The organism is Chachezhania sediminis (genome assembly GCF_009765275.1).
Taxonomy (GTDB): Bacteria; Pseudomonadota; Alphaproteobacteria; order Rhodobacterales; family Rhodobacteraceae; genus Chachezhania; species Chachezhania sediminis.
Genome location: NZ_VOPH01000001.1, coordinates 106,236 through 131,130, shown reverse-complemented (window position 1 = coordinate 131,130; position 24,895 = coordinate 106,236). Strand labels below are relative to the sequence as shown.

The following is a 24,895-nucleotide window of genomic DNA, read 5'->3' as shown; positions in this document are numbered from 1 at the left end:
CATGGAACTGAAGGACAAGATCATCGTCGTGACCGGTGCCGCAGGCGGCATCGGTCGGGCCATGGCGATCCGCTATGCGGCCGAAGGGGCAAAGAAGGTCGTCTGTGCCGACCTGAACCTGGCCGGCGCGCAGGAAACCGCGGACATGATCGATGGCATCGCCGTCGAGGTGAATGTGGCGCGCGAGGAGGACATCAAGGCCCTGATCGACCGGACCGAGGCAGAGGTCGGCCCGATCGACCTCTTCTGTTCGAACGCCGGCATCTTCGTGGTCGGCGGGGCCGAGGTGCCGGACGACGACTGGCAGCGGATCTGGGACATCAACGTTATGGCCCATGTCTGGGCTGCGCGTCATCTGGTTCCGCTGATGAAGGCACGCGGCGGCGGCTACCTGCTGAACACCGCCTCGGCCGCGGGTTTGCTGAACCAGGTGGGGTCGGCCCCCTATGGCGTGACCAAGCACGCCGCGGTGGGCCTGGCCGAATGGCTGGCGCTGACCCATGGCGACGACGGGATCAAGGTATCGGTCCTGTGCCCGCAGGCGGTCCGCACGGACATGACCCGCGGGAACGAGGACGGCGTCGCCTCGATCAACGGGATGCTGGAACCGGATGCGGTCGCGGACGCCTGTGTGGAAACGATCCGGGCCGAAACCTTCCTGGTGCTGCCGCACAAGGAGGTCGAGACCTACATGAAGAACAAGACCGACAACTATGACCGCTGGATCGGCGGCATGCGCAAGCTGAACCGCAAGTTCCCGCGCTTCAACGAAGCCTGACAAGTTACTGAATAAAAAAAAGGCCCGCCGCGAGAGATCGCGGCGGGCCTTTTCACCTGATGTGCGACGCGTCAGCCGCCCAGGCAGACGCGCTTGTTTTCCTCGACAAGGCCCACCATGGTCACGCAGCCGTAATACGGCCTGGCCGGCTGGCACATGCCGGTCGTGGCGGTGGGTGTCAGTTCGCTGGCCATGCAGACGCCGGCGCATTCGCCGGAATAGCGGCAGGTCTTGCCCGCATCCGGCAGCTTCTCGGCGCAGACCACCGTTCCGGGCTGCGATCCGTGCACCAGGACACCGTTCTGGGCGGCACAGGCCTGACGCACATCGGAACTGACGAAGATGTTGTCGGGCGAAACGATGCCTTCTTCCTGACAGGCGGCAAGGCTCAAAAGGCCAAGGCACAATGCAACGTAGACGACGATCTTTCGCATGGGGATAAGCCTTTCCGGACGACTCCGTTCAGGCCCGATCTTGCCGGGCCGCGGTTCAAGTGCAACACCCGAACCGCGGTTTTGGTTGCTTAGCCTGCAGGCTGAGGCAATCCGTACACAGACCTCGCGGTGCCGGCGCACATCTGCGCCTGCGCCTCTTCCGGATAGGCGGCGGCGATCTTCTTGAAGGCATTCCACAGCACCGGGTAGGAAATCGCCGTCCGATCAACCGGGAAATTGCTTTCGAACATGCAGCGTTCGGGCCCGAACAGGTCGATCATGTGGGTGTACCACTTGCCCTGCGCCTCGACGAATTCGTCCGAGGTTACCGGAACCTCGCGCTCCAGCCAGCCCCAGCCGTTGTCGGGCATTGCCAGCCCGCCCAGCTTGGCCCGGACATTGGGGCATTTCGCCAATGTTTCCATATCCTTCTGCCACGTCGCGAAGATGGCGTCGCGTTGACCGGCAAACCGGCCGCCGCCCAGCGGGGTCGAGAAATGGTCAAGCACCATCACCGTTTCCGGCGCGGACCTGGCCAGCGCCAGATAATCGTCGGCCTGGTGATGATAGTGCCAGGTATCATAGGTCAGCCCGCGTTCGCCCAGCAACTGCACCCCGCGCTGGAAGGCGGGATCGGTGTACTGCCCTTCGTATCCCCGACCCGGGATATAAAGGTTTTCGGGCTCGGCATCCCGTGCGCCGGAATGGCGAAAGCCCACAAGGTAATCCCCCGCTGCCTCCAGATGCGCGTCCAGAAGTGCGGGCAGGTCCTCGCGGCTCAGGTCCGCGTGGGCGACGATACCGGCGATATGGGCCTTGTCAGGCGCCTCTTCCGAGGCCCGGCAGATACCGGCCACGGTCCGCGTCTCGGCCACGGATTGCAGTTCGGGCGCCGCATCTTCGTCATAGAACGACCGGCACTCGATATAGATCGTCTGGACCACGTTGTGGCCGGTATCGGTGTCGGCCCACAGGTCTTCCAGCATGTAGCCGGGGCCGCCCCGCTGCCACAGGTGGTGATGCGGATCGACGATCTCGCGCTCCGGGTCCACGATGTCTTCGCTGACCTGCGCCAGCCAGTCGTCGCGTCGTTCCATCCCCGGTTGCCAGAGTTGGGTCATGAAGTTCCTCCCTCAGGTCTTCGGTCGCACGGGCCGTATCAGCCCCTCCTGTGCCACGCTGGCGACAAGCGTCCCGTCCTGTCTGTAGAACGAACCGCGGTTCAGCCCGCGACCCTTGCCGGTGAACGGCGCGTCCATGACATAAAGATGCCACTCCTCCAGACGCACTGGCGCATGGAACCACATCGCGTGGTCCAGGCTTGCCGTCATGACTTCGCCCTTCAGCCACGACAGACCGTGCGGACGCAGCGAAGATCCCAGAAGCTGAAGGTCCGACACATAGGTCAGCAGCAGTTTCTGCATCACTTGCGACGTGCCCCGGGCGGCCTCGACCCGGACCCAGACATGATTGCGGTCGTCCATGACCCGCGGGTCGATCAGGCTGTTACCGTCCACTTCGCGCATGTCATAGGGGCGCGGGCGGGTCCATTCTTCGCGGTGCTTTTCGGGGATCTTCTCGGCGATCTCCAGCCGCGCCTCTTCGCGGGTCAGGAAGCCTTCGGGCCCCGGCACATTGGGCATCACGTGCTGGTGGTCCCAGCCCGCTTCGTCGACATGGAAAGACGCCGACATGTTCAGGATCTGTTTCCCATGCTGGATCGCCACCACCCGCCGCGTGGTGAAGGACCCCCCGTCGCGGGATCGGTCGACCTCGTAGATCACCGGGATCGAGGGGTCGCCCGGACGGATGAAATAGGCGTGCAGCGAATGGCAGGGGCGATCCGTCACCGTCTTGCAGGCCGCGGCCAGCGCCTGGGAAATCACCTGCCCGCCATAGATCCGCTGCGCGGTTTCGCCACCGCTGCCGATGCCGCGGAACAGGTCGAGTTCCAGCTGTTCGACCTTCAGCAGGTCGATCAGGCTCGAATTGTCGTCAGTCATGGTTCAGTCCTTGTCCGCAGCGTGGTTTCGCGCCGCAGCATAGTCCAGGAAGGCATCGAAGGCATTGGGGTTGGCCATGCTGTCGCGGTTCACCACCTTGGCCGGGTCACCGCCCAGCAGCAGCTTCTTGACCGGCACTTCCAGCTTCTTGCCTGACAACGTCCGCGGCACCTCGGCGATCTGGACGATCTCGTTCGGGATGAAGCGGGCACTGACGGTCTCGCGGATCGCCATGTTGATCTTGTCCTTCAGGGCATCGTCGAAGGCCACTCCTTCGGCCGGCACGACGAACAGCGGCATGAAGCTTTCGCGGCCCAGGAATTCCAGATCGACGACAAGGCTGTCGCGCACCTCTTCCAGCCCTTCGACCGCGCGGTAGATCTCGGACGAGCCGAGCCGCAGGCCCTTTCGGTTGATCGTGGCGTCGGACCGGCCATAGATGATGGCGCCGCCTTCGGCCGTGATCTCGATCCAGTCGCCATGACGCCAGATGCCGGGATAGGTGTCGAAATAGCTTTCGAAGAACCGCGTTCCGTCGGTATCGCCCCAGAAATAAAGCGGCATGGACGGCAGGGGTTCGGTGCAGACCAGTTCGCCCACCTCGCCGATCAGCGGGTTGCCCTGATCGTCATAGGCGCGCACGGCATTGCCCAGGAAACGGCATTGCATCTCGCCCGCGCGGACGGGCAGCATCGGATTGCCGCCGACAAAGGCGCCGGCCAGGTCGGTGCCGCCGGAAATCGGCGCCAGCCAGATATCGGGCTTCACCTTCGAATAGATCCAGGCATAACCGTCGGCCGACAGCGGCGACCCCGTCGCGCCCATGGACCGCAAGTTGGACAGGTCCTTCGTCTCGCCCGGGGCGATGCCGGACTTCAGGCAGCCTTCGTAATAGGCGGCACCTGCGCCGAAATAGGTCAGCTTCTCGCGCGCCACGAAGTCCCACACGACGTTCATGTCGGGAAAGTTCGGCGCGCCGTCGAACATCGCGACGGTCGCGCCCTGGGCAAGGGCCGCCAGTTGCGAATTCCACATGATCCAGCCGGAGGACGTCAGCCAGCTGAAGCGATCCCTGGCCGTGACGTCCTGGTGCAGCGACTGTTTCGCCATTTCGACCATGATGCCGCCATGGCCGTGAACGATGGGCTTGGGGTTGCCCGTGGTGCCCGAGGAATAGACGATCCAGAGCGGCTGATCGAAGGGCACCTGGGTGAAGGTCAGATCGGCCGGTTCGGCGATCATGTCGGCCCAGGGGGTGCCGCCGTCCGGCACCGCGCCCACCACCGGCAGCCAGACGGTGTGGGTCAGCGTCGGCAGGTCCTTGATGATCGTGTCCAGCACCGGGCGCTTGTCGACGGTCTTGCCCGCGTGGACATACCCGTCCTGCACGATCAGGACCTTGGGTTCGATCTGCTGGAACCGGTCCAGGATCGCCACGTGCCCCATATCGGGCGCGCAGATTGACCAGACGGCCCCGATGCTGGCGGTGGCCAGCATGGCGATCACGGCGGTTTCCGTGTTGGGCAGGACCGCGACCACCCGGTCGCCCTGCCCGATCCCCAGCGCCTTCAGCTTTGCCGCAACGCTGGCGACCCGCGCCCGCAGGTCCGCCCAGCCCAGCTCGGTGCGGCCGAAGGTTTCCGACTGGACGATCAGCGCGGGCTTTGCGTCCTCCTTGCCGGGCCCCTCCAGGATCGACTGGGCATAGTTGAGCTCGGCTCCCGGGAACCACACGGCGCCAGGCATCTTGCGGTCGGCCAGCACCGTGCTGTGGGGCTTCGAATGCGGGATCTGGAAGTAATCCCAGATCGCCTGCCAGAAGCCTTCAAGGTCGCTGACGCTCCATTCCCAGGCCTCGTTGTAGTCGGCGAAGGTCACGCCGTTCGCTTCTTCCACCCAACGCAGGAAGGTGGCCATGGTGGACGCCGCCGCGCGTTCGGCCGTCGGTTGCCACAGGATCGGGTTGGCTTCGGTCATTCCACCAGCGCTCCGTGCACCAGCGCGCGCAGTTCCGGGCGCGAGGGATAGGTCGAGGACGGCATCAGCTGGGTAAAGAAGACCACGCACATCTCGTAGACCGGATCGACCCAGAAGACGGTCGACGCCAGCCCGCCCCAGCCGAAATCGCCGACGCTGCCGGCCAGATGCGCGACCGCCGGGTCCAGGATGACCGAGCCGCCCAGGCCAAAACCGGTGCCGGTCATCGGCGTTTCCGAAAAACTGTTCTGCCCCATGGATGCGATGTCGCCCTGCAGGTGGTTCGACATCATCTGCCGCACGGTCGACGGCGACAGCAGCCGCGTTCCGTCCCCCATGCCGCCGGTGCGGATCATCTCGCAGAACTTCATGTAATCGTCGATGGTGCCGACAAGCCCGCCGCCGCCGGAAAACAGCGTCGTCTGGTGATAGCGGGATCCTTCCGGCGCGTCTTCCAGGCGCATGACGATGCCCTCGCGCCCCGACGTATCCAGCGTCAGCTCTCCCTCCGGCAGCGAGGAATAGCAGGCAGCGAAACGGTCTCCGGTGCCTTCCGGAACGGTGAATCCGGTCTTCGTCATGCCCAGCGGGGCAAAGATCTCCTCGGCAAAGAAGAGGTCCAGCGTCTTGCCCGACACGACCTCGACGATGCGGCCCAGAACGTCGATCGCCACGGAATATTCCCAGGCCGTGCCCGGCTTGAAGGCCAGCGGCAGTTCGGCCAGCCGGTCGCAGGCTTCGCCCAGCACGCCCGTGCGCGCCGGGAAGGAAATCCGCCTGGCGTTCATTTCCTTCCCCACGAGCCCGGGGTTGAAGCCATAGGTCAGGCCCGAGGTATGGGTCAGAAGCTCCATCACCGTGGGCGGCCGGCAGGGTTCGGTCTGCTCGATCCCGGTGGCACCGGGGACCAGCGCGGTGCAGTCGGCGAAACCGGGGATGAATTCGGAAACCGGCGTATCCAGGTGGAACAGCCCCTTTTCCATCAGCATCATGACAGCGGCCGAAGTGATGGGCTTCGTCATCGAGAAAATGCGCGCGACGGTGTCACGTTCGAAGGGCAGATCCGCCTCGATGTTCCGCTTGCCCGTGGCGTTGAAATAGACCTCGCGTCCCATGCGGGTGATCAGGACACTGGACCCCGGGTACTTGCCTTCGGCGACATAGCGGTCCTGCCAGTCGGCGATGCGGGTCAGTCGGTCGGGATCGAATCCCATGTCCTGGGGGCGTGCAGCAAGCATGAAGCTGTCCTTTCTGGCGGTCGTCTGTCGGGCCTCGGGGCCCCGTGTTCTGTCCGGGCGGGCGCCGTTTCGTCAGCCGCTGTTCAGCGCGCGGCCCCGTGCCACGACCTTGTCGCGATTTGCGGAAACAGCGTCGGGGGTGACGGTGGCGATATGCTCGGCAAAGACGGTGCGTTCCGCGGCCAGGCCTTCGGCCAGCGACACCTCCTGCGACGTCGCGATGAGGCCGCGGACGCGGGTCATCGTGACGGGATCGGTTTCGGCGATCTGGGCCGCCAGCGCATGGGCGCGGGGCAGCAGGTCGGCCGGTGCCGTCACCTCGTTCACCAGACCCCAGCGTTCGGCAGTGGCGGCCGGGACGAATTCGCCCGTCAGACTCATTTGCCGGGCACGGTTGGGTCCGATCAGCCGCGGCAGAATCTGGGTCATCCCCCAGGACGGCGTGATGCCCACGCGGGCGTGTGTATCGGCGAAGACGGCGGTGTCGGCCGCCAGAATCATGTCCGCCATCAGAGCCAGTTCCAGGCCGCCGGTGATGGCAAAGCCGTTCACGGCGGCGATCACCGGGATCCCTGCCCCGCGGACGGTTTCGAACAGCGGATTGGCCTGCCCGTGAAAGAAGGTGCCGACATCGTCGGCCGCGCCCAGTTCCTTCAGGTCGACCCCGACGGTGAACGCCTTGCCGGCCCCGGTCAGCACCACGGCCCTGACCTGGGGGTCGTCGGCCAGATCTTCGAAAATCTCGATCAGCCGCGCGATCAGTGCGCGCGACAAAGCGTTCATGCGATCGGGCCGGTTCAGAACCAGTTCAACGACCGCGCCTTCTTGCCTTACAAGGATCATGTCCTCGGCCATGGTTCCTCCCCCCACCGCTGGCGACACATCTCGGCCCTGACAGCGGTCAGGGCCAAGCGCGATCCTAGCCTTCGCTGCGGCAAGTGCAACGCTCGCCTGCGAATTCCTCGCCGATTTCGGTGACGACATCGCGCGGGGTCACGGCCTGGCCGCAGGCCTGGCACGTGATGACCGGCTGCATGACCTGGCCGCAGCTGCGGTGCCGCAACGTCACCGCCTGGGGTCCGTCCAGCCAGCGGTCGCCCCAGGCCTTCAGCGCCAGCACCACGGGCCACAGGTCGCGGCCCTTCTGGGTCAGCACGTATTCGTCGCGGGGCGGATGTTCGGAATACTGGCGCTTCTCGATCACGCCTTCCTCGCACATGGCCTTCAGCCGGCCGCTAAGCACATGGGGCGAAATGCTGGTGTTCTTGTGCAGCGCCTCGAACCGGCGGGTGCCCAGAAAGAATTCCCGCAAAAGCATCAGGGACCAGGTATCGCCGACCTTCTCGATGCTGCGCGCGACAGAACAGGCAGAGGACGCAAGGTCATTTCGGCTCATGTTGACTCCCTTCAAATACGGAAGCTAGCCTTTCCCCGAAGGCTTGCAACATCATACAGATAAGCACGCCGCGGAGGAGAGACGAGGTTCCCGATGAAACTATACTATGCACAAGCCAGTCGTGCAGTCCGGATTGCTTGGCTGCTGGAAGAACTGGGCCTCGACTACGTGATCGAGAAGTACGAACTGGGCGAGCCGGCGATGCGGTCGGCGGAATACCGCGCCGTGCACCCGATGGGCCGCGTGCCGGTGCTGGAAGACGGCGATGTCCGCCTTTTCGAATCCGGGGCCATCGTCCAGTACGTTCTCGCGCGCCATGGCGGCGGGCGGATGCAGCCGGCGGTGGAATCGCCCGATTTCCCGACCTACCTGCAATGGCTGCACTATGCCGAAGGCATGATCATGCCGCCGATGAATCAGATCGTCGTCGAAACCAAGCTTCTGCCCCCCGACCGCCGGTCGGAGGTCCACGCAAAGCGCGCGGTGAAGCTCTTGTCGCAGATGCTGCACGCCGTCGACCTGCACATGGAAGGCCGTGAGTACCTGGCCGGTGATTTCTCCGGCGCCGACATCATGACGGGCCACGCCTGCATGATGGCCAAACGGCTGGGCGCCGACCTGTCGGACAAGCCCAATGTCGATGCCTATGCCGACCGTCTGGCGGCCCGGCCCGCATTCCAGAAGGCCGACACTCTGTGACAGATGCACCAGTGGCACTGGTGGTAGGCGCCGGAGACTATATCGGCGCCGCCATCGCGAAACGCTTTGCCGCCGGCGGCTATACCGTCTGCCTGGGCCGCCGCAACGCCGACAAGCTGGCGCCACTGGTGGCCGAGATCGAAGCGATGGGCGCTACCGCCCACGCCTACGCCCTCGACGCCCGCAGCGAGGACGTCGTGGCCGAGGTCTTCGCCCGGATCGAAGCCGAGGTCGGCCCGCTGGAGGTCGTGATATTCAATGTCGGCGGCAATGTCCGTTTCCCGATCCTCGACACCACATCCCGCGTGTTCCGCAAGGTGTGGGAAATGTCGTGCTTTGCCGGTTTCTTCACGGGACGCGAGGCCGCGCGCTACATGGTGCCGCGGGGCCGGGGGTCGATCTTCTTTACCGGCGCCTCGGCCTCCCTGCGGGGGAACAGCGGGTATGCGGCCTTTTCCGCCGGCAAGGCGGGCCTGCGCGCGCTGGCCCAGTCGATGGCCAAGGAACTGGGGCCCAAGAACATCCATGTCGCCCACCTGGTGATCGACGCGGGCGTCGACACGGCCTTTGTCCGCGATCTGTGGACCAAGATGGGCAAAGACCCAGACAGCCTGCCCCCGGACACGCTTATGAACCCGGCCTCTGTGGGCGAAGCCTACTGGACACTTCACAACCAGACCCGCGATGCCTGGACCTTTGAGATGGACCTTCGCCCCTACGGAGAAAGCTGGTCATGACTACCATAGAATTCTACTACGATTTCGGCAGTCCCTACAGCCATCTGGCCTATCACGTCCTGTCCGGCATTGCCGAGCGCACCGGGGCGACGCTGGTCAACCGCCCGGTTCTGATCGGCGGCGTCTTCAAGCTGTCCGGTAACCGCAGCCCGATCGAGAAGGACGAAGGCGTCCCGCTGAAGCTGGCCTATACCTGGCACGAGATGCAGCGCTATGCCAAACGGCACGGCATCGCCCAGAACCAGAACCCGCATTTTCCGGTCAACACGCTGAACCTGATGCGCGGTGCGTTATACGCACAAGGCAAGCCGTGGGAGGCGGACTACACCGCCGCCATGTGGGCCGCCGTCTGGCGCGACGGCAGGAAGATGGACGACCCGGCCGTCATAGGCGCCGTCCTGGCCGAAGCCGGCCTGCCGGTTGACGACATCATCGCGGCAGTCCAGGACCCGGCCGTCAAGAAGGCCCTGATCGACGCGACCGAAGCCGCCGTTGGCCGCGGTGTCTTCGGCGCCCCTACCATGTTCGTGGGCGACGAGATGTTCTTCGGCAAGGACAGCCTGACCGAGCTGGAACATTTCATAGCTGAAAGCGCCTGAGCCAGCGGTGCGTGGGGAACCGCCCACCCTACCCGTTCGATCCGGCGGCGGGCCATGCATCCGGCGCACGTCTCCGGCCCAGCCATGCAGTCCGGTCATAGGGGCTTTACGGCAGAATGCGTTGTTGCTGCACCGCAGCAATTCTATGTGTCCACTCGTGGGAGGAAACCGAAACAAGGACCGACAGAGGTTTCCAAATGACGGACCAAACCAGCTCGCACAGCCACCAGCAGAACATCGGCACTCGTGTCACGGCCGCGCTGGACATGTTCTTTGCCAGCATCGGCCAGGGCTTCAACGCCTACCTGACCACCAATGACCACATCGGCCAGATGGAACAGCTTTTCGAGAAAAGCGACGAACAACTCGCCCAGATGGGTCTGACGCGCGAGGACATCCCGCGCTATGTCTTCCGCGATCTCTTCGCGAACTGACGACGTGACCCCGACGCCGGCGCCGGGTCATCTGCCCCGCGCCCCGATGTGCCGGACGGCGTGCAATACGCCCTCCGGCATATGCTGCATCCGATGGAAAAGTGTTCGCTGCACTGCAATATAATTTGAATTGCAAATCAATTTAGATCCGATATGCAGGCGTCATGAACACACCCCCCGAGTCCCCCAAGCTGCGCTTCGGCATCCGCTTCTCGCTGCTTGCCCGGCGCTGGCGCCGCGCGCTGGACGCGCATCTTGCGGCCTCCGGCCTGACGGACGCCACCTGGGTGCCGCTGGTTCACCTTCAGGAAACCGGCGGCGGCATCTCGCAGAAAAGCCTGGCGATGCTTGTGGGCGTCGACGGCTCCAGCTTGGTGCGCGTGCTCGACATCCTGTCCCGGGACGGTCTGGTCGAACGTCGCCGCGACCGGACCGACGGCCGAACCCGGCTGATCCACCTCACCCTGGCCGGCGAAGCCCGCGTGGCCGAGATCCGCAGGGAACTCGCCCGGGTGGAAAAGACCATTCTGGCCGACCTGTCGGACACGGACATCACCACGATGCTGACGGGCTTCGCGCGGATCGATCGGGGCCTCGACACGCTGGACCGGGCCACAAGCAAGGAGCAACCGGAATGACCACGCCCCATCCCGGCCGCATCACGGCGGCCCGGCAACTGATCCATCCCGGCCATGTCCGTGACAGTCTGCACATCCGGCGCCAGACGGCGATCGGGAATTCTGTCCTGACGGCGGTGCAGACGGCGCTGACAATGGCGATTGCCCTGCCGCTGGTGATGCTGTCCCCCTGGCCGGACCTCGTGGGCTATGCCGCCCTGGGGGCGCTGGCGGCGCTCTTTGGCCGCTTCGCCCCGACCGGCGCCCGGATGAAGGTCCTGATCGCTGCCGCCCTCTGCCAGGTCATGGCGGTCTTGACCATGTCCACGCTCGCCTGGGCCGGAATGCCGGCAATGGGCCTGCTTCTGGCCGTCGCGCTCTGCTGCGGGATCTTCTTCTACATTGCCATGACCGGCCGCTTCGGTGGCCCGGGCGCACTGGTCTTCGTCTTCGCCGCCGGCGCCTCGATGAGCGCGGTTCCCACTTTCGACATGGTCCTGTCCCGCACCGCCGCCACTGCGGCCGTGGCCGTCCTGGCCGTGGCCCTTTGTGCGGCGACCGAGATCTTCCGCATCACCCCATCGGCGGAGCGCCCTCTGCCGGTCGAGCCCGTCCTGCCGGCGCCCGACCGCGTGACCGTGGCCCTGCGGATCACGGTCGGCGCCGCCATCGCCGGCCTTGTCAGCCATGCGATGGGCGCCGCGCATCCGGTTTGGGCCTGCATGGGCGCGATGGCGGTGCTGCAGGGCACGCATCTTCACATCTCGATGAATCGCGCGCTCCAGCGGCTGACCGGCACCGTCCTGGGCGCGCTCCTTGCCTGGGCGCTCCTCGCTCTCGATCCGTCGCCCTGGGAGATCATCGGTCTTCTGGTTCTGCTGCAATTCGGGACCGAACTGGTCATCGGTTCGAACTACGGCCTGGGCCTGATCCTGGTCACGCCGATGGCCCTGTTGATGAGCCGCCTAGCCGCGGGCCCCGCGGCCGGCACCGCCATGGTCCCCGAACGCATCGTCGACACGCTGGTGGGCGCAGGCATCGCCATCGTGATCGCAGTGCTCCTGTCGTCGCTCGACGACCGCCACACTCTGGCGCGCCACCACGCAGGCCTGTCCCGCGGCTGAAAGCAGGGCCAATTCCGGGGCAGTGCGTGGAGGCCACGCAACCCTGCGGCCGGACGAAGAAAGGGGCGCAACCGGCAGGCCGCGCCCCTTCTTCTCTTCCCAAATACCTCCCGCCGGAGGCATCCGCCGCGCGTTGCCGGCGACCGGCCGGAAGGATCAGACCTCCAGCCACTCCTTGCGGACGTCCTCGCGCTCCTTCAGCTCTTCCGGCGTGCCTTCGAACACCATGTGCCCGTGTCCCATGACATAGACCCGGTCGGCAATATCCAGCGCGATGGACAGCTTCTGTTCCACCAGCAGCGTGGCGATCCCGCGCGAGGCGATCTCCTTCAGAAGCTCGGCCACGCGCTGCACCATCTGGGGCGACAGGCCTTCCGTCGGTTCGTCGATCATGACGAAATCCGGATCCCCCATCAGCGTACGGCACATGGTCAGCATCTGCTGCTCTCCGCCCGACAGGACCGAGGCCTCGACATCCGCGCGGCGCTGCAGGTTCTCGAACATGTCGAACATGTTCTGCATCGACCAGCGCCCCTGTCCTTCCTTCTGGCCCGGCTTCAGGCCCAGGATCAGGTTTTGCCGCGTCGTCAGCCCCGGAAAGATGTCGCGGTTTTCCGGCACGTAGCCGATGCCGAGGTTCGCGATCTCGTAGGCCTTCTTGCCCGCGATCTCCTTCCCCTTGAACATGACGGACCCCTGCGGCTGGACCTCGCCCATCACCGCCTTGCAGGTGGTGGACCGGCCCACGCCGTTGCGGCCCAGAAGCGCCACGATCTCGCCTTCGCGGATCGTCATGTTCACGCCCTGCAGGATGTGCGACTTGCCATAGAAGGCATGCAGATCGGTAACGTCCAGCATCAGTGTTCGGCCTCCAGTGCCGCGCCCAGATAGGCCTCCTGCACGCGCGCATTGGCGCGCACCTCCTCGGGTTTACCGGTCGCGATGATCTCGCCATAGACCAGGACGGAAATCCGGTCCGCCAGGCCGAACACCACGCCCATGTCGTGTTCGACCATGATCAGCGTCTTTTTTTCCGTCACCTTGCGGATCAGGTCGACGATGTAATCGGTCTCGGAATGGCTCATGCCGGCGGTGGGTTCGTCCAGCATGATCACGTCGGCGCCTCCGGCCATCGTGATCCCGATCTCCAGCGCGCGCTGTTCGGCATAGGACAGGACCCCCGCCGGCAGTTCGCGTCGTTCGGTCAGGTTGATCTGCTCCAGGATCCGGTCGGCCTCTTCCGTCAGGTGCTGGGCACGGTTGACGATGTTCCAGAAGGAATACCTGTACCCTTCCGACCAGAGAAGCGAGCAGCGCACGTTTTCGAACACCGTCATCTTGGGGAAGATGTTGGTGATCTGGAACGACCGCGACAGGCCCATCCGGTTGATCTCGTACGGTGCCTTGCCGGCCAGGTCCTGCCCGTGAAGGTAGACCTTGCCGCTGGTCGGCGGGAACCGCCCGGTGATCAGGTTGAACAGCGTCGACTTGCCCGCCCCGTTCGGCCCGATCACGGCATGGCGTTCGCCATCGCCGATCTCCAGGTCGATGCCGCGGATGATCTCGGACTTGCCGAAATTCTTGCGCAGGTCGTCAAGCTTCAGGGCTGCCACGCCGGTCTTGGTCATCGCGTTCATGCCGAGGCTCCCTTGTCCGGCGTGTTGGCTTCGTGCCAGGCCTCGACCAGGCCCGGCGCTGCCTTCTTGGTCAGCCAGACCCCGATCACGGCAATAGCTATGGCCACGATCCAGGCCACGATGGAATGGCTGTTGAAGGTGGTCCAGAAGATGGTCATGTCCTCGTCCCCCAACGGCGCATGGCGGGCGTGGAACACGATCTCGATCACCGAACAGATGCCCAGCACGGCAAGGATGCCCGGGATGAAGGTCTTCAGGTACGGCACATAGAGAACGTGCATCTTGCCCAGCCGGATCGGCGTGACATGCATCATCAGCAAGCCCGCGAAACCGCCGGGGAAGAACATCACCGTCGCCAGGAACAGCGCGCCTACATACAGCGCCCAAAGATCGGTCTGAAGTCCCAGCACCGTCTGCAGCAGAATGAAGACCACGGCCCCGATCACCGGTCCGAAGAAGAAGCCGGCGCCGCCCAGGAAGGTCATCAGAAGGATGCCGCCCGAAGTGGCGAGGTTCAGGTTCTCTTCCGTCAGGATTTCATAGTTGATGGCGAAAAGCCCGCCTGCGATCCCGCAGAAGAAGCCCGAGGCCACGAAGCTGTAGAACCGCACCCAGCGCGAGGAATAGCCCAGGAATTCCGCCCGTTCCGGGTTGTCGCGGACCGCGTTGGCCATCCGGCCCACCGGCGTGCGCGAGAACATGAACATCAGGAAGGCCGACAGAAGCAGCCAGAAGGCGGTCAGGTAATAGACCTCGATATGCTGCAGGAACTCGATCCCGAAGAACGGCATGCCATAGGTCCGGTCGCCGGAAATCCCTTCCTCGCCGCCGAAGAAGACGACGATGATCACCGAACAGGCAGCGATCAGTTCGCCCACGCCCAGCGAAATCATGGCAAACACGGTACCCGCCCGGCGGGTCGAGAAGGACCCGACGATCACGGCCAGCAGCATGCCCACGACACCGCCGAAGATCGGTAGGAACGGCAGCGGCAGGTAGGAAAAGAACGTCTCCATGTTCATGATGTGGACGCAGGCAAAGCCGCCGACGCCCATATAGACCGCGTGACCGAAGGACAGCATGCCGCCCTGGCCCAGCAGCATGTTGTAGGCCAGCGCGAAGACGATCGTGATCCCCATCTGGTTCATGATGGTGATGGCCGAGTTCGAGCTGAAGATCTGCGGTGCGATGGCCAGAAAGGCGATCGACAGGATCCAGGGCAGGGTGTTGCCCAGCGTGACCGCGGGGGGCACGTGTGCGGTTTTCTGTGTAAGATCGGTCATGCGTCACGCTTCCCGAAAAGGCCGTAGGGACGGAAGACGAGGATCAGCACCATCAGGAGATACGGCAGGATGTCGGCGATCTGCGGCGAGGTGATCGTCCAAAGGTCCTGCCACATGCTGTCCCAGATCGGTTCGGGCTTGGAAAAGCCCACGCCCGTCAGGATGTCTTCCATGCGGATGTTGTAGGCCTTGGCGAAGGTCGTCAGCCACCCGATCAGCAGCGACGCAACCAGCGCACCCCCGAGCGATCCCAGACCGCCGATGACGATGGTCACGAAGACGATGGAGCCAAGGACGATGGCCATGCCCGGGAATGTCGAAAGGACTGGTCCTGCGATCACACCGGCCACGCCGGCCAGGGCGGTGCCCACGCCGAAGACGCCCATGAAGATCAGCGGCACATTGTGCCCCAGCGCCTCGACCGTGCGAGGATAGCTGAGCGCCGCCTGGATGATCATGCCGACGCGTGTCTTGGTCAGCACGTAAAGCAGCGCGATGAAGATCCCCAGCGAGATGAAGATCATGAAGACCTTGTAAGCCGGGATCGCGTTTCCGGCGATGGAGAAGGCGGTGAAGTTCAGGATCTCGGGAGAAACGTAATTCACGGCGTTCCGGCCCCAGATGAACTGGACCAGTTCCTCGATCATCAAGGCAAGGCCGAAGGTGAAGATCAGCTCTGGCACGTGACCGTACTGGTGCACGCGGCGCAGGCCGTATCGTTCGACCAGTGCCCCCAGGACACCGACCAGCGGTGGCGCCAGCAGAAGGCCGACCCAGAACCCAAGATACACACTGATCTGATAGGCGAAATAGGCGCCCAGCATGTAGAAACTGGCGTGCGCGAAGTTCAGCACGCCCATCATCGAGAAGATGAGCGTGAGACCGGCCGACAGCATGAACAGCAAGAGTCCAGTCACCAGCCCGTCGATCAGGTTGACGAGTACGAGGTCCATGCGCCCTCCCCTTTGCGATTTGTCTATTTCGTTGCGGCCCCACCCGGGCCGTCTGCAAACCGGCCGGAACGGGAAGACCCGTTCCGGCCAGCCATGCCGTTCCGTGTTACGGACGCTTCATGTCGCAGGTCGTCGGAGAATCCATGCCGGCATTCTGGACAGTCGTCTCGGTCAACATGCCGTAGCCCGAGTTGTCGTAGTCATATGTGATGCCGTCATTGGTGTGCACGAACACATGCAGGTCCTGGATGCCCTGGTGATCTTCGGGCCGCATGTAAACGGTGCCGCCCCACATGTTCTTGTGCTCCATGCCTTCCAGCGCGTTTGCCACCTTGACCACGTCGGTCGCAGTACCAGCCTCGTTGATGGCTGCGGCCAGCATCTCGATGGTGTTGGTGATCCGGCTCTGGGACACGTTGCCATCGGGATACTTAGTCTTGAACGCCTCGATATAGGCAGCGGCTTCCGGAGTGGGCGGCGGGTTCGACGCGCCTTCCGACACCAGCCGGATATGGCCGTCGCCGGTTTCCCCGAAGGCCGCGGTCATGCCGTCGGCAGCCGCGTAGTAGGTGTAGATCGGGCCGGTAAAGCCGTTGTCCAGGATGGACTTGCCCAGGCCGAACATGTCGGCGCCCCAGTTGCCGGTGATGACCGCATCCGCGCCCGAGGACTGGATCTTGCGGGCATAGGGGGTGAAGTCCTTCACCTTGCCGATCGGGTGCAGTTCGTCGCCCACGACCTCGATATCCGGGCGCTTCTCGGCCAGCATCTGGTTCGCCGCGGCCGAAACCGCCTTACCGAAACTGTAGTCCTGCCCGATGATGTACACCTTCTTGATGTTCGGATCGGCGGCGATCGCGTCGGTCAGGGTGTCCATCTTCATGTCGGCATTGGCGTCGAAGCGGAAGTGCCAGAAGTTGCACTTCTCGTTCGTCAGCGCGGGGTCGACGGCGGAATAGTTCAGGAACAGGACCTGGTTCTCGGGATTGCGGCGGTTGTGCTTGTCGATTGCCTCGGTCAGCGCGTTGGCAACGCCCGAGCTGTTGCCCTGCACGACATAGTGGATGCCCTGGTCGATGGCGACCTGCAGCTGGATCAGCGATTCCTTGGGGCTGACCTTGTTGTCGAAGGCCACGATCTCGAACATGTCGCCATCCAGGACGCCGCCCTTGTCGTTGACAAGGGTCTGCGCGGCGAACTCGAACTGGTTCAGGCCATTGGTCCCGGTGGCGGCGAAGGCGCCCGACAACGGATCGATGAACGCGATCTTCACGTTATCGGCGAAAGCAGCGGTGGTCCCCAAAAAAAGGGCCATGGCGGCCCCGAGGCCGCACCTTGCGGTGTAGTGCATGATTTCCTCCCATAGCACGAAGCGCGACCTGCCTTTGGCATTTGTCGCGCCAGCGTAAGCAAACCCTTGCACAACCGCCCACGAAGTCAAGCACCCCAAGGACGCCCCAAAGGTCACTATTTCAGCGTTGACCATGCGGTAAGTTTCAATACCTGACATTCAATAGGTTCGGATTCCTGACAAATTTCAGGAAGAGGTTCAAAACAAAACGTGTAAGCTCGAAGGATGAGCCGCAACTCACTGATTTAAATACGATAAATATGACGCACTTTCACGCTTGTTTCAGCAGGCGAAATTTTAGTGCGCGACCGAATAGTTCGGATTGGGTGAATGGATCGCAATTTTGTTAGGCATCAATCCAAGACTGACCTTGCGTCACCTTTGGTCGTTCCGGTGCCCGAAAACGACTGCAGCCGGCCCCGGGGCCGGCTGCGATATCCACAGGCAGTTTTGCTGTACGGAACGCTAATCCGACGTCGGACCCGATTCCCGTTCCGGGCGACCTTGGCGTGAACTCAGCATGTCCGAGACCTCGATCAGTTTCTCGGCATACTGGGTTTCCAGCTGCTTCTTTTTCACGTGGAAGGACGGTCCGCCGACATTGACGGCAAAGATCCGACGGTCGTCCAGCGCATGCACCGGGACTGAAATCCCGTTCACGTCCTTACGCCAGTCGCCATAGCCACTGCAGAAGCCATGGGCGCGGAACTCCGCCTCGGCCGCGCGGTACATCTCCATTCGCACGTCGAACAGTTCCGGCTCTTCGGCGCGGGCATCGGCAAAGACCGAGGCGCGTTCCTCTTCCGACATGGCCACCAGAATAGCCCGTCCCATCGCGGATTCGAAAAGTGGCAACCGCGATCCGACATGCATGGCGAGCGTCACGTTCTCTCTGGACCGTTGCACGGCGACATAGAGCACTTCCAGACGATGCCGTTCCCCCAGCGCCGCGGTGACATAGGAATTCGGCCCCTCTATCAACGACTTCAACAGGTCTGCGGCGCGGTCCGCCATTTCCAGCCCCGACAGGACGCCGAAGCCCAGCCGCAGCACCCCTGCCCCCAGCCGGTAATTTCCGGAACTGGCATCGGCCACCAGGTAGTCGAGCTTGCAAAGCGTATGCGTCAGGCGCGAGATCGTGGGCTTGGGCAAGCCGGTTCGTTCCGCGATATCGGTGTTCGACAACTGGGATTCACCGGGCTGGAAGGCGCGCAGCACATCCAGCCCGCGCGCCAGCGCGGTGACGAAGTTACGGTCCTTCGCCTCTTCCTCCGATGATGCCATGTCGATATCGGTCATTGGGCCGGCTCCTTCCGGGCCGCGGAGTTGTCGGATCCCTCAGCCTTCCAGAGCTTCGAGACCTTTCTCGGCAAAGAGGGTCACGCTCTGGCCCATGCGCATCGCGCGTTCCGGGTTCGATGCATTGCCATCCAGCGCCCGCTTGTAGACGCCCTGGATGATCCCGGCCATGCGGAAAAAGCAGAATGCCAGATAGAAACCGAAATCGTCGATCCCGTCCAAGCCCCTGCGCTCGCAGTACTTTGCCACGAATTCTTCGTCAGTGGGCAGACCCAGCGCCTTGCGGTCGATGCCCGCCAAGCCCCTGGCTTCGGCGGTGGCCGGCATCTGCCACTGCATGATGACCGCCGCCAGGTCCGCCAGCGGGTGGCCGATCGTCGATAATTCCCAGTCCAGCACCGCCAGGCAGCGGGGGCCGTTCCGTTCGAACATCATGTTGTCGATGCGGTAGTCGCCATGGACCAGGCGCCGTTCGGTCACGTCCGGCATCCGCGCGGGCAGTTCCGCGATCAGCGTGTTCATCGCCGCGATGTCGTCGGTTTCGGACGCCCGGTACTGCTTTGTCCACCGTCCGATCTGGCGTTCGTAATAATTGCCGGGCGGGCCATAGTCCGACAGACCCACCGCGTCGACGTCGACACTGTGGAGCGCGGCCAGCACGCGGTTCATCTCGTCTATCACCGCGCCGCGTTCTTCGGGGCTTGCACCTTCCATCGCCGGCTGGCCGATATTTCGGCCGTCGATGTGGTCCATGACGTAGAATGCCGAACCGATGACATCGTCGTCCTCGCACAGGACATGCATCCTGGCGACCGGTACATCCGTCCCGTAAAGCGCTGATTGCACCCGAAATTCCCGGTCGACCGCATGGGCCGACTTCAGCAGGATCCCCGGGGGCTTGCGCCGCAGGACATAGTTCTTCTTCGGTGTCTTCAAAAGAAATGTCGGATTCGACTGGCCGACATTGAATTTTTGCGCCTCGATCGGACCTTCGAAATCCGGCAGCACCTTCGTCAGGTATGCCGCGACCGCGTCCGTATCGAGCGTCTGCGTATCCGTGCTCATGACCAGGCCCTCCCTAGCTGTAGGTCAGAAGTTTCGCCTTTTCCGCAGTGGCGAATTGCGGCGTCGCGTTGAATTCGTGCAGGTAGAAGACCGACTTGTTGAAGATGAACTTGGTCATCCCGGTGTTCTTGGCCTGCAGGTTCAACGTCATCATAATCGGGTTTGGCGCGCCGACAGCGGACGCGACCAGTTGGCCGATCACCCCGCCCGAGGACACGACCAGCACGCGGCGCGCATCGGTATCCACAGCGAACTTGCGCGCAGCTTCGACGCGGCCCGAAAAGTCCAGCCAGCTTTCGGCGGCCGTCCCGATCCCGCCTTCCTGCCACTCCAGGATGGTGTCGCGCAGGGTCTGGTAATGGGTCTTGCGATCCTTGCGCACGTCATGGGGCACGTCGCCGCCGAAGCGCGCGTTCAGGATGTCGTGGAAATCGTATTCGTTCAGGCCGGAATGTTCCTCGGCCGCGCCGCCAAAGCCCATCGACTCCAGCGTTTCCTTCTGGCGGACCAGCGTCCCGGTGATGGTGCGGTCCGGGATCCAGCCGGCGCCGCGCAGGGCCTCGCCCGTCAGGCGCGCCTGTTCGTGTCCCAGCTCTGACAGCTTGTCGTAATTGTCCGTCCCGAAGGACGCCTGCCCGTGCCGGACAACGAGGAGTTCGGCCATGTCTTCCCTGTCATGTTCCATGGTTGGGCCGCCGGGAGCTATCCCCCGGCGGCCTGTCGTTCTTGGGCGAGGATCAGAAGACCTCGAACAGGCCCGCAGCACCCATGCCGCCGCCGACGCACATGGTGCAGACGACGTATTTGGCCCCGCGGCGCTTGCCCTCGATCAGCGCGTGGCCGACCATGCGGGCGCCCGACATGCCATAGGGGTGGCCGATGGAAATCGCGCCACCATTCACGTTCAGCAGTTCGTCCGGGATGCCCAGCTTGTCACGGCAGTACAGGACCTGGACCGCGAAGGCCTCGTTCAGTTCCCACAGGCCGATGTCGTCCATCTTCAGGCCATGCGCTTCCAGAAGCTTCGGGACGGCGAAGACGGGGCCGATGCCCATCTCGTCCGGCTCGCAACCAGCGGCCATCACGCCGACATAGCGGCCAAGGGGTTGCAGGCCCTTCTTCTCGGCCAGCTTGGCTTCCATGATCACGGCAGCAGACGACCCGTCCGACAGCTGCGAAGCATTGCCGGCGGTGATGTACTTGCCTTCCTTGATGTGGATCCCGTCCTTGAAGACCGGCTGCAGGCCCAGAAGGCTTTCCAGCGTGGTCGACGGCCGGTTGCCCTCGTCCTTGTCCAGCGTGATCTCGATCTCGCTGATTTCCTTGGTGGCCTTGTCCTGGAACTTCATGACGGTGGACACCGGCACGATTTCGTCGTCGAACTTGCCGTCCCGCTGACCGGCGGCCGTCTTCTGCTGCGAGTTAAAGGCGTATTCGTCCTGCGCCTCGCGGCTGATGCCATAGCGTTCGGCGACCGTTTCGGCCGTTTCCAGCATGGACATGTAGATTTCCGGCTTGTGCTCGACCAGCCAGGGATCGCGGTTCACGCGCATATCGGGCGTCTGGACAAGCGAGATCGAGTCCACGCCGCCGCCGACGACGACCTCCATGCCATCGGTGATGACCTGCTTGGCCGCGGTGGCGATCGCCATCATGCCGGACGCGCACTGGCGGTCCAGCGACATGCCACCCACCGTCACCGGCAGACCGGCGCGGATGGCGACCTGGCGGGCGATGTTGCCGCCCTGATAGCCCTGCTGCAGGGCGGAACCGAAGACGGTGTCCTGCACCTCGCCGGGGTCGATCCCGGCGCGCTCGACGGCGTTCTTCACGGCATGGGCGCCAAGCGCCTGCGGGGTGGTGGCGTTGAACGCGCCCCGATAGGCCTTGCCGATCGGGGTGCGCGCGGTCGAGACGATTACGGCGTCACGCATTGGGGTCTTCCTCCCTTGATGATTCTCAGGCCCAGTCCAGCTTGAGGCCACGTGCCTCGGCTGCCATCTGGGCGAATTTCCTGGTCTGCATGAAGGCCTGCGTCAGCTCTTGCTGGCCTTCGGCATCGGTGATCCTGTCAAAGGCCGCGGCCACGCCTTCCGGCGACAGGTCGTCGCCCGTCAGGCAGACACCCGGCGTTTCATAGACGCGGGTCTGCGCAAAGGCGCCGCCACCGGCGCCCAGGATGACGCGGTTGGGGCCGTTTTCGCTGACCAGGTACAGGACGCCCGGGGTGATGGTCTCGGGCTTCAGCAGTTCGGCCGCTTCGGGCGGCAGCAGCTCTTCCGTCATGCGGGTCGCGGCCGTGGGGGCCAGCGTGTTCACGCGGATGTCGTCGCGCAGGCCTTCCAGGTGCAGGACGTTCATCAGGCCCATCATGGCGGCCTTGGCAGCGCCATAGTTCGACTGGCCGAAGTTCCCGTAAAGGCCGGAGGACGAGGCCGTCAGCACGATCCGCCCGTATTTCTGTTCCCGCATGATCGGCCAGACCATGTGGGTGACATTGGCCGACCCGATCAGGTGGACATCGACCACCTTACGGAAGTCGTCCATCGTCATCTTGGCAAAGGTCTTGTCGCGCAGGATGCCGGCATTGTTGATCAGGATGTCGATGCGGCCCCAGGCCTCCATCGTCTTGGCGATCATGTCCGCCACTTCCTCGGCATTCGACACGTCGGCGCCATGGGCGATGGCCTCGCCACCGGCGGCGCGGATCTCTTCCGCCACGGCCTCGGCCGCCGTGGCCGCCCGGCCTTCGCCGTCCCGTGCCACGCCAAGGTCGTTCACCACGACCTTCGCCCCGCGTTCTGCCAGACCCAGCGCGTGGGCGCGGCCCAAACCGGCGCCCGCCCCCGTCACGATAGCCACGCGGCCGTCAAACCTGATGCTCATTCATCCTCCTTGCCGGCAACCGTTGCCGGAACGTTCGAACGTCGGACCGCCGGGTCCGGGGCGTACCCGGACCCGGCGGTCCGACCCTGTCAGAAGCCGCGCAGCCGCGCCACCTGGGCCGCGTGGTAACCGTAGTCGCCCAGCCATTCGGTGGCCGCGCGGGCGCGTTTCATGAAGAAGCCCATGTCGAAAGCATCGGTCATGCCGATCCCGCCATGCATCTGCACGCCCTCGATCACAGCCAGTTTCGCCGTCTCAGCCGCGCGGGCCTTGGCCAGCGACACCGCCAGCGCCGCATTCGCCGGATCCTCGTCCAGCTTGCGACCCGCATGGGCGATGGCCGAGGCGGTGACTTCCATCTCGCACCACAGATGCGCGGCGCGGTGCTGCAGGACCTGGAAGGACCCGATCAGCTGCCCGAACTGCTTGCGCTCCTTCAGGTAGGTCGTGGTCATGCCGAAGGCGCCGGCCGCAAGGCCCGTCATCTCGGCCGCCAGCGCCGCCTGGCCCGCTTCCAGCGCGGGCTTCAGCACCGCCATAGCGTCGTCGACCTGGCCCAGCACGTCCTCGCCCGTGGCTTCGACATCCGCCAGGACGATCTCGGCCGCGTCGCGGCTGTCGACCATGCTGCGCGCCGTCTTCGTGATACCTGCACGATCCGCCGGGATGTCAAACAGCGTCAGCCCGCCTTCGGTCTTGGCCAAGACCAGCAGCCGGTCGGCAAAACCGCCATCGACAACGAAGGTCTTCGTCCCCGACAGGCGGAAGCCGTTGCCATCGCGGCGCGCTTCGGTCTCGATCTTCTCGGGCGCGAACTTGCGGCCTTCGTCCACCGCCAGAGCATAGGTCAGCTCGCCCGATGCAATGGCCGACAGGGCAGCTTTCGCGCGGTCGTCAGACACATGCTTCAGCGCCGTGGCCGCGATCACGGCCGAGGACAGGAACGGGCTTGTCACCAGCGTCTTGCCCATTTCCTCGGCCAGGATGCAGGCCGCGGCCATGCCCATGTCGGCTCCGCCGGCCTCCTCCGGAACCAGGATCCCAGCCCAGCCCATTTCGGCCATGTCCTTCCACAGCGCCGGATCGTGGGTCTTGCCCGCGTCGCGCAGCGCGCGCAGGTGGCCTACGGGCGCCTTTTCGTCCAGGAACCCGCGGGCGCTGTCGGCCAGCATCTGTTCCTCTTCGGTCTTCACAAGCGTTGCCATGTCGTCTTACCCCGGAAGTCCCAGAACACGGCGGGAAATGATGCCCAGCATCACCTCGGACGTGCCGCCCTCGATGGAATTGGCCTTGGTCCGCAGCCAGTCTGCAGGGCGCGACCCCGTGGGCCCGTCCCATTCCAGCGCGTCGGATCCGCCGACGCTCATCATAAGCTCCAACCGGTTCTTGTTCAGCTCGGTGCCCATGTATTTCAGCATGGCAGAAGCATCGCCCGTGCCCTGCCCGGCCTTGGCCATGTCCTTGTAACGCTCGATCGTCAGTCCGATGGCCAGCGTGTCGAGTTCCGTCTTCATGGCCGAGGTCCGCAGCACCGGATCGTCCAGTGCGTCGCCTTCTTCCGCAAGCACGGCGCCAAGGCTGCGGCCGCCCCCGGTGATGCCGCCACCGCCGCCCGAGATCATGGTGCGTTCATGGGTCAACAGGTACTTCGCCACGTCCCAGCCCCGGTTCACGGTGCCCACGACACGACCTTCCTTCGGCACGACCACGTCGTCGAAGAAAGTCTCGCAGAACGGGGACTTGCCGGAGATAAGGCGGATCGGACGGGTGGTGACGCCCGGCGTTTCCATGTCGATCAGCAGGAAGGTGATGCCCAGGTGCTTGGGCGCGTCCTTGTCGGTGCGGACCAGCGCAAAGATCGCGTCGGCCTGATCGGCATAGGAGGTCCAGATCTTCTGGCCGTTCACCAGGTAATGATCGCCCTTGTCTTCGCACTTGGTCTGGACGCTCGCCAGGTCCGACCCTGCACCGGGTTCGGAATAGCCCTGGCACCAGCGAATCTCGCCCCGTGCGATGGGGGGCAGGAACTCGAGTTTCTGGTCGTGGGTGCCAAATTTCAGCAGCGCCGGGCCAAGCATCCAGATGCCGAAGCTGCGCAGCGGCACCCGGCCGTCGATGGCTGCAAGTTCTTCCAGGAAAACCTTTTCCTGTTCACGGCTATAGCCGGCCCCGCCATATTCCACGGGCCAGGTCGGCACCGTCAGGCCTTTGGCCGCGCACCGGTCCAGCCAGGTTTTCTGCGCGTCAGATGTGAAGACCCAATTGCGCCCGCCCCAGCAGATGCTGTCCTCGGTGCGGCCGCCATCGCGCATCTCGGGCGGGCAGTTTTCTTCCAGCCACGCGCGCGTTTCGGACCGGAACTGGTCCAGATCGTCCAACATTTTT

The 24,895-nt window shown here is 64.1% G+C and carries 26 protein-coding genes; 7 read left to right on the top strand and 19 right to left on the bottom strand.

All coding sequences use genetic code 11. The annotated features are described in order from the left end of the window. The first annotated feature begins 1 nt into the window (after nucleotide 1). Nucleotides 2-778, top strand: a complete 777-nt coding sequence (locus FQK05_RS00635; RefSeq protein ID WP_158963591.1) for an SDR family oxidoreductase — start codon at nucleotides 2-4, stop codon at nucleotides 776-778. A gap of 71 nt (nucleotides 779-849) precedes the next feature. Here FQK05_RS00635 and FQK05_RS00630 read toward each other — a convergent pair whose 3' ends face one another. The 7 genes from FQK05_RS00630 to FQK05_RS00600 form a co-directional block, all read right to left on the bottom strand. Beyond that, a complete protein-coding gene (locus FQK05_RS00630; RefSeq protein ID WP_158963589.1) occupies nucleotides 850-1,212 on the bottom strand; it encodes a hypothetical protein in 363 nt (120 codons plus the stop codon). A gap of 89 nt (nucleotides 1,213-1,301) precedes the next feature. Next, complete coding sequence (locus FQK05_RS00625; RefSeq protein ID WP_233270302.1) at nucleotides 1,302-2,333, bottom strand: amidohydrolase family protein; 1,032 nt, start codon at nucleotides 2,331-2,333, stop codon at nucleotides 1,302-1,304. Between the two features lie 12 nt (nucleotides 2,334-2,345). Further along, a complete protein-coding gene (locus FQK05_RS00620) occupies nucleotides 2,346-3,215 on the bottom strand; it encodes an acyl-CoA thioesterase (protein WP_158963587.1) in 870 nt (289 codons plus the stop codon). Between the two features lie 3 nt (nucleotides 3,216-3,218). After that, a complete protein-coding gene (locus FQK05_RS00615; protein WP_158963585.1) occupies nucleotides 3,219-5,192 on the bottom strand; it encodes an acetoacetate--CoA ligase in 1,974 nt (657 codons plus the stop codon). After that, nucleotides 5,189-6,430: a serine hydrolase domain-containing protein gene (locus tag FQK05_RS00610; RefSeq protein ID WP_233270301.1), complete on the bottom strand. Its 1,242-nt coding sequence runs from the start codon at nucleotides 6,428-6,430 to the stop codon at nucleotides 5,189-5,191. The genes FQK05_RS00615 and FQK05_RS00610 overlap by 4 nt, the downstream gene beginning before the upstream one ends. A gap of 72 nt (nucleotides 6,431-6,502) precedes the next feature. Beyond that, complete coding sequence (locus tag FQK05_RS00605; RefSeq protein ID WP_199252568.1) at nucleotides 6,503-7,285, bottom strand: enoyl-CoA hydratase; 783 nt, start codon at nucleotides 7,283-7,285, stop codon at nucleotides 6,503-6,505. A 64-nt stretch (nucleotides 7,286-7,349) separates the two neighbouring features. Further along, complete coding sequence (locus FQK05_RS00600; RefSeq protein WP_158963583.1) at nucleotides 7,350-7,826, bottom strand: winged helix-turn-helix transcriptional regulator; 477 nt, start codon at nucleotides 7,824-7,826, stop codon at nucleotides 7,350-7,352. A gap of 93 nt (nucleotides 7,827-7,919) precedes the next feature. Between FQK05_RS00600 and FQK05_RS00595 the strand changes: the two genes are divergently transcribed. The 6 genes from FQK05_RS00595 (at nucleotide 7,920) to FQK05_RS00570 (ending at nucleotide 12,036) form a co-directional block, all read left to right on the top strand. Further along, the gene (locus FQK05_RS00595; RefSeq protein WP_158963581.1) at nucleotides 7,920-8,525 is read left to right on the top strand and encodes a glutathione S-transferase family protein; all 606 of its coding nucleotides are present in this window, start codon (nucleotides 7,920-7,922) and stop codon (nucleotides 8,523-8,525) included. An 11-nt stretch (nucleotides 8,526-8,536) separates the two neighbouring features. Continuing rightward, on the top strand, nucleotides 8,537-9,262 hold the full coding sequence (locus FQK05_RS00590) for an SDR family oxidoreductase (RefSeq protein ID WP_233270300.1): 726 nt from the start codon (nucleotides 8,537-8,539) through the stop codon (nucleotides 9,260-9,262). After that, nucleotides 9,259-9,861, top strand: a complete 603-nt coding sequence (locus FQK05_RS00585) for a 2-hydroxychromene-2-carboxylate isomerase (protein ID WP_158963577.1) — start codon at nucleotides 9,259-9,261, stop codon at nucleotides 9,859-9,861. The genes FQK05_RS00590 and FQK05_RS00585 overlap by 4 nt, the downstream gene beginning before the upstream one ends. Before the next feature lie 197 nt (nucleotides 9,862-10,058). Then, complete coding sequence (locus FQK05_RS00580; protein WP_158963576.1) at nucleotides 10,059-10,295, top strand: hypothetical protein; 237 nt, start codon at nucleotides 10,059-10,061, stop codon at nucleotides 10,293-10,295. Nucleotides 10,296-10,459: 164 nt separating this feature from the next. Beyond that, nucleotides 10,460-10,933 carry a MarR family winged helix-turn-helix transcriptional regulator gene (locus FQK05_RS00575; protein WP_158963574.1) on the top strand — a complete coding sequence of 158 codons (474 nt, stop codon included), beginning with the start codon at nucleotides 10,460-10,462 and terminating at the stop codon, nucleotides 10,931-10,933. Next, complete coding sequence (locus FQK05_RS00570; protein ID WP_158963572.1) at nucleotides 10,930-12,036, top strand: FUSC family protein; 1,107 nt, start codon at nucleotides 10,930-10,932, stop codon at nucleotides 12,034-12,036. The genes FQK05_RS00575 and FQK05_RS00570 overlap by 4 nt, the downstream gene beginning before the upstream one ends. Nucleotides 12,037-12,192: 156 nt before the next feature. Here FQK05_RS00570 and FQK05_RS00565 read toward each other — a convergent pair whose 3' ends face one another. The 12 genes from FQK05_RS00565 to FQK05_RS00510 form a co-directional block, all read right to left on the bottom strand. Next, nucleotides 12,193-12,897 (bottom strand): ABC transporter ATP-binding protein, encoded by a 705-nt coding sequence (locus FQK05_RS00565; protein WP_158964752.1) that lies wholly within the window; start codon nucleotides 12,895-12,897, stop codon nucleotides 12,193-12,195. Then, on the bottom strand, nucleotides 12,894-13,673 hold the full coding sequence (locus FQK05_RS00560; RefSeq protein WP_233270299.1) for an ABC transporter ATP-binding protein: 780 nt from the start codon (nucleotides 13,671-13,673) through the stop codon (nucleotides 12,894-12,896). The genes FQK05_RS00565 and FQK05_RS00560 overlap by 4 nt, the downstream gene beginning before the upstream one ends. After that, the gene (locus FQK05_RS00555; protein WP_158963570.1) at nucleotides 13,670-14,956 is read right to left on the bottom strand and encodes a branched-chain amino acid ABC transporter permease; all 1,287 of its coding nucleotides are present in this window, start codon (nucleotides 14,954-14,956) and stop codon (nucleotides 13,670-13,672) included. Before FQK05_RS00555 ends, FQK05_RS00560 begins: the two co-directional genes overlap by 4 nt. Continuing rightward, nucleotides 14,953-15,909 carry a branched-chain amino acid ABC transporter permease gene (locus FQK05_RS00550; RefSeq protein WP_158963568.1) on the bottom strand — a complete coding sequence of 319 codons (957 nt, stop codon included), beginning with the start codon at nucleotides 15,907-15,909 and terminating at the stop codon, nucleotides 14,953-14,955. Before FQK05_RS00550 ends, FQK05_RS00555 begins: the two co-directional genes overlap by 4 nt. A 106-nt stretch (nucleotides 15,910-16,015) precedes the next feature. Continuing rightward, nucleotides 16,016-17,224, bottom strand: coding sequence for a branched-chain amino acid ABC transporter substrate-binding protein (locus tag FQK05_RS00545; RefSeq protein WP_233270298.1), 1,209 nt, complete (start codon nucleotides 17,222-17,224; stop codon nucleotides 16,016-16,018). 501 nt (nucleotides 17,225-17,725) lie between these two features. After that, on the bottom strand, nucleotides 17,726-18,559 hold the full coding sequence (locus tag FQK05_RS00540; RefSeq protein WP_233270297.1) for an IclR family transcriptional regulator: 834 nt from the start codon (nucleotides 18,557-18,559) through the stop codon (nucleotides 17,726-17,728). A gap of 39 nt (nucleotides 18,560-18,598) precedes the next feature. Continuing rightward, nucleotides 18,599-19,624, bottom strand: a complete 1,026-nt coding sequence (locus tag FQK05_RS00535; RefSeq protein WP_158963563.1) for a phosphotransferase family protein — start codon at nucleotides 19,622-19,624, stop codon at nucleotides 18,599-18,601. A gap of 13 nt (nucleotides 19,625-19,637) precedes the next feature. Next, the gene (locus FQK05_RS00530) at nucleotides 19,638-20,309 is read right to left on the bottom strand and encodes a histidine phosphatase family protein (protein WP_233270296.1); all 672 of its coding nucleotides are present in this window, start codon (nucleotides 20,307-20,309) and stop codon (nucleotides 19,638-19,640) included. A 52-nt stretch (nucleotides 20,310-20,361) separates the two neighbouring features. Then, nucleotides 20,362-21,558: an acetyl-CoA C-acyltransferase gene (locus FQK05_RS00525; RefSeq protein WP_158963559.1), complete on the bottom strand. Its 1,197-nt coding sequence runs from the start codon at nucleotides 21,556-21,558 to the stop codon at nucleotides 20,362-20,364. Nucleotides 21,559-21,583: 25 nt separating this feature from the next. Further along, a complete protein-coding gene (locus tag FQK05_RS00520; RefSeq protein WP_158963557.1) occupies nucleotides 21,584-22,510 on the bottom strand; it encodes an SDR family NAD(P)-dependent oxidoreductase in 927 nt (308 codons plus the stop codon). Nucleotides 22,511-22,599: 89 nt separating this feature from the next. Then, nucleotides 22,600-23,715, bottom strand: coding sequence for an acyl-CoA dehydrogenase family protein (locus tag FQK05_RS00515; protein ID WP_199252566.1), 1,116 nt, complete (start codon nucleotides 23,713-23,715; stop codon nucleotides 22,600-22,602). 6 nt (nucleotides 23,716-23,721) lie between these two features. After that, a complete protein-coding gene (locus FQK05_RS00510) occupies nucleotides 23,722-24,891 on the bottom strand; it encodes an acyl-CoA dehydrogenase family protein (RefSeq protein WP_158963555.1) in 1,170 nt (389 codons plus the stop codon). Nucleotides 24,892-24,895 lie beyond the last annotated feature (4 nt).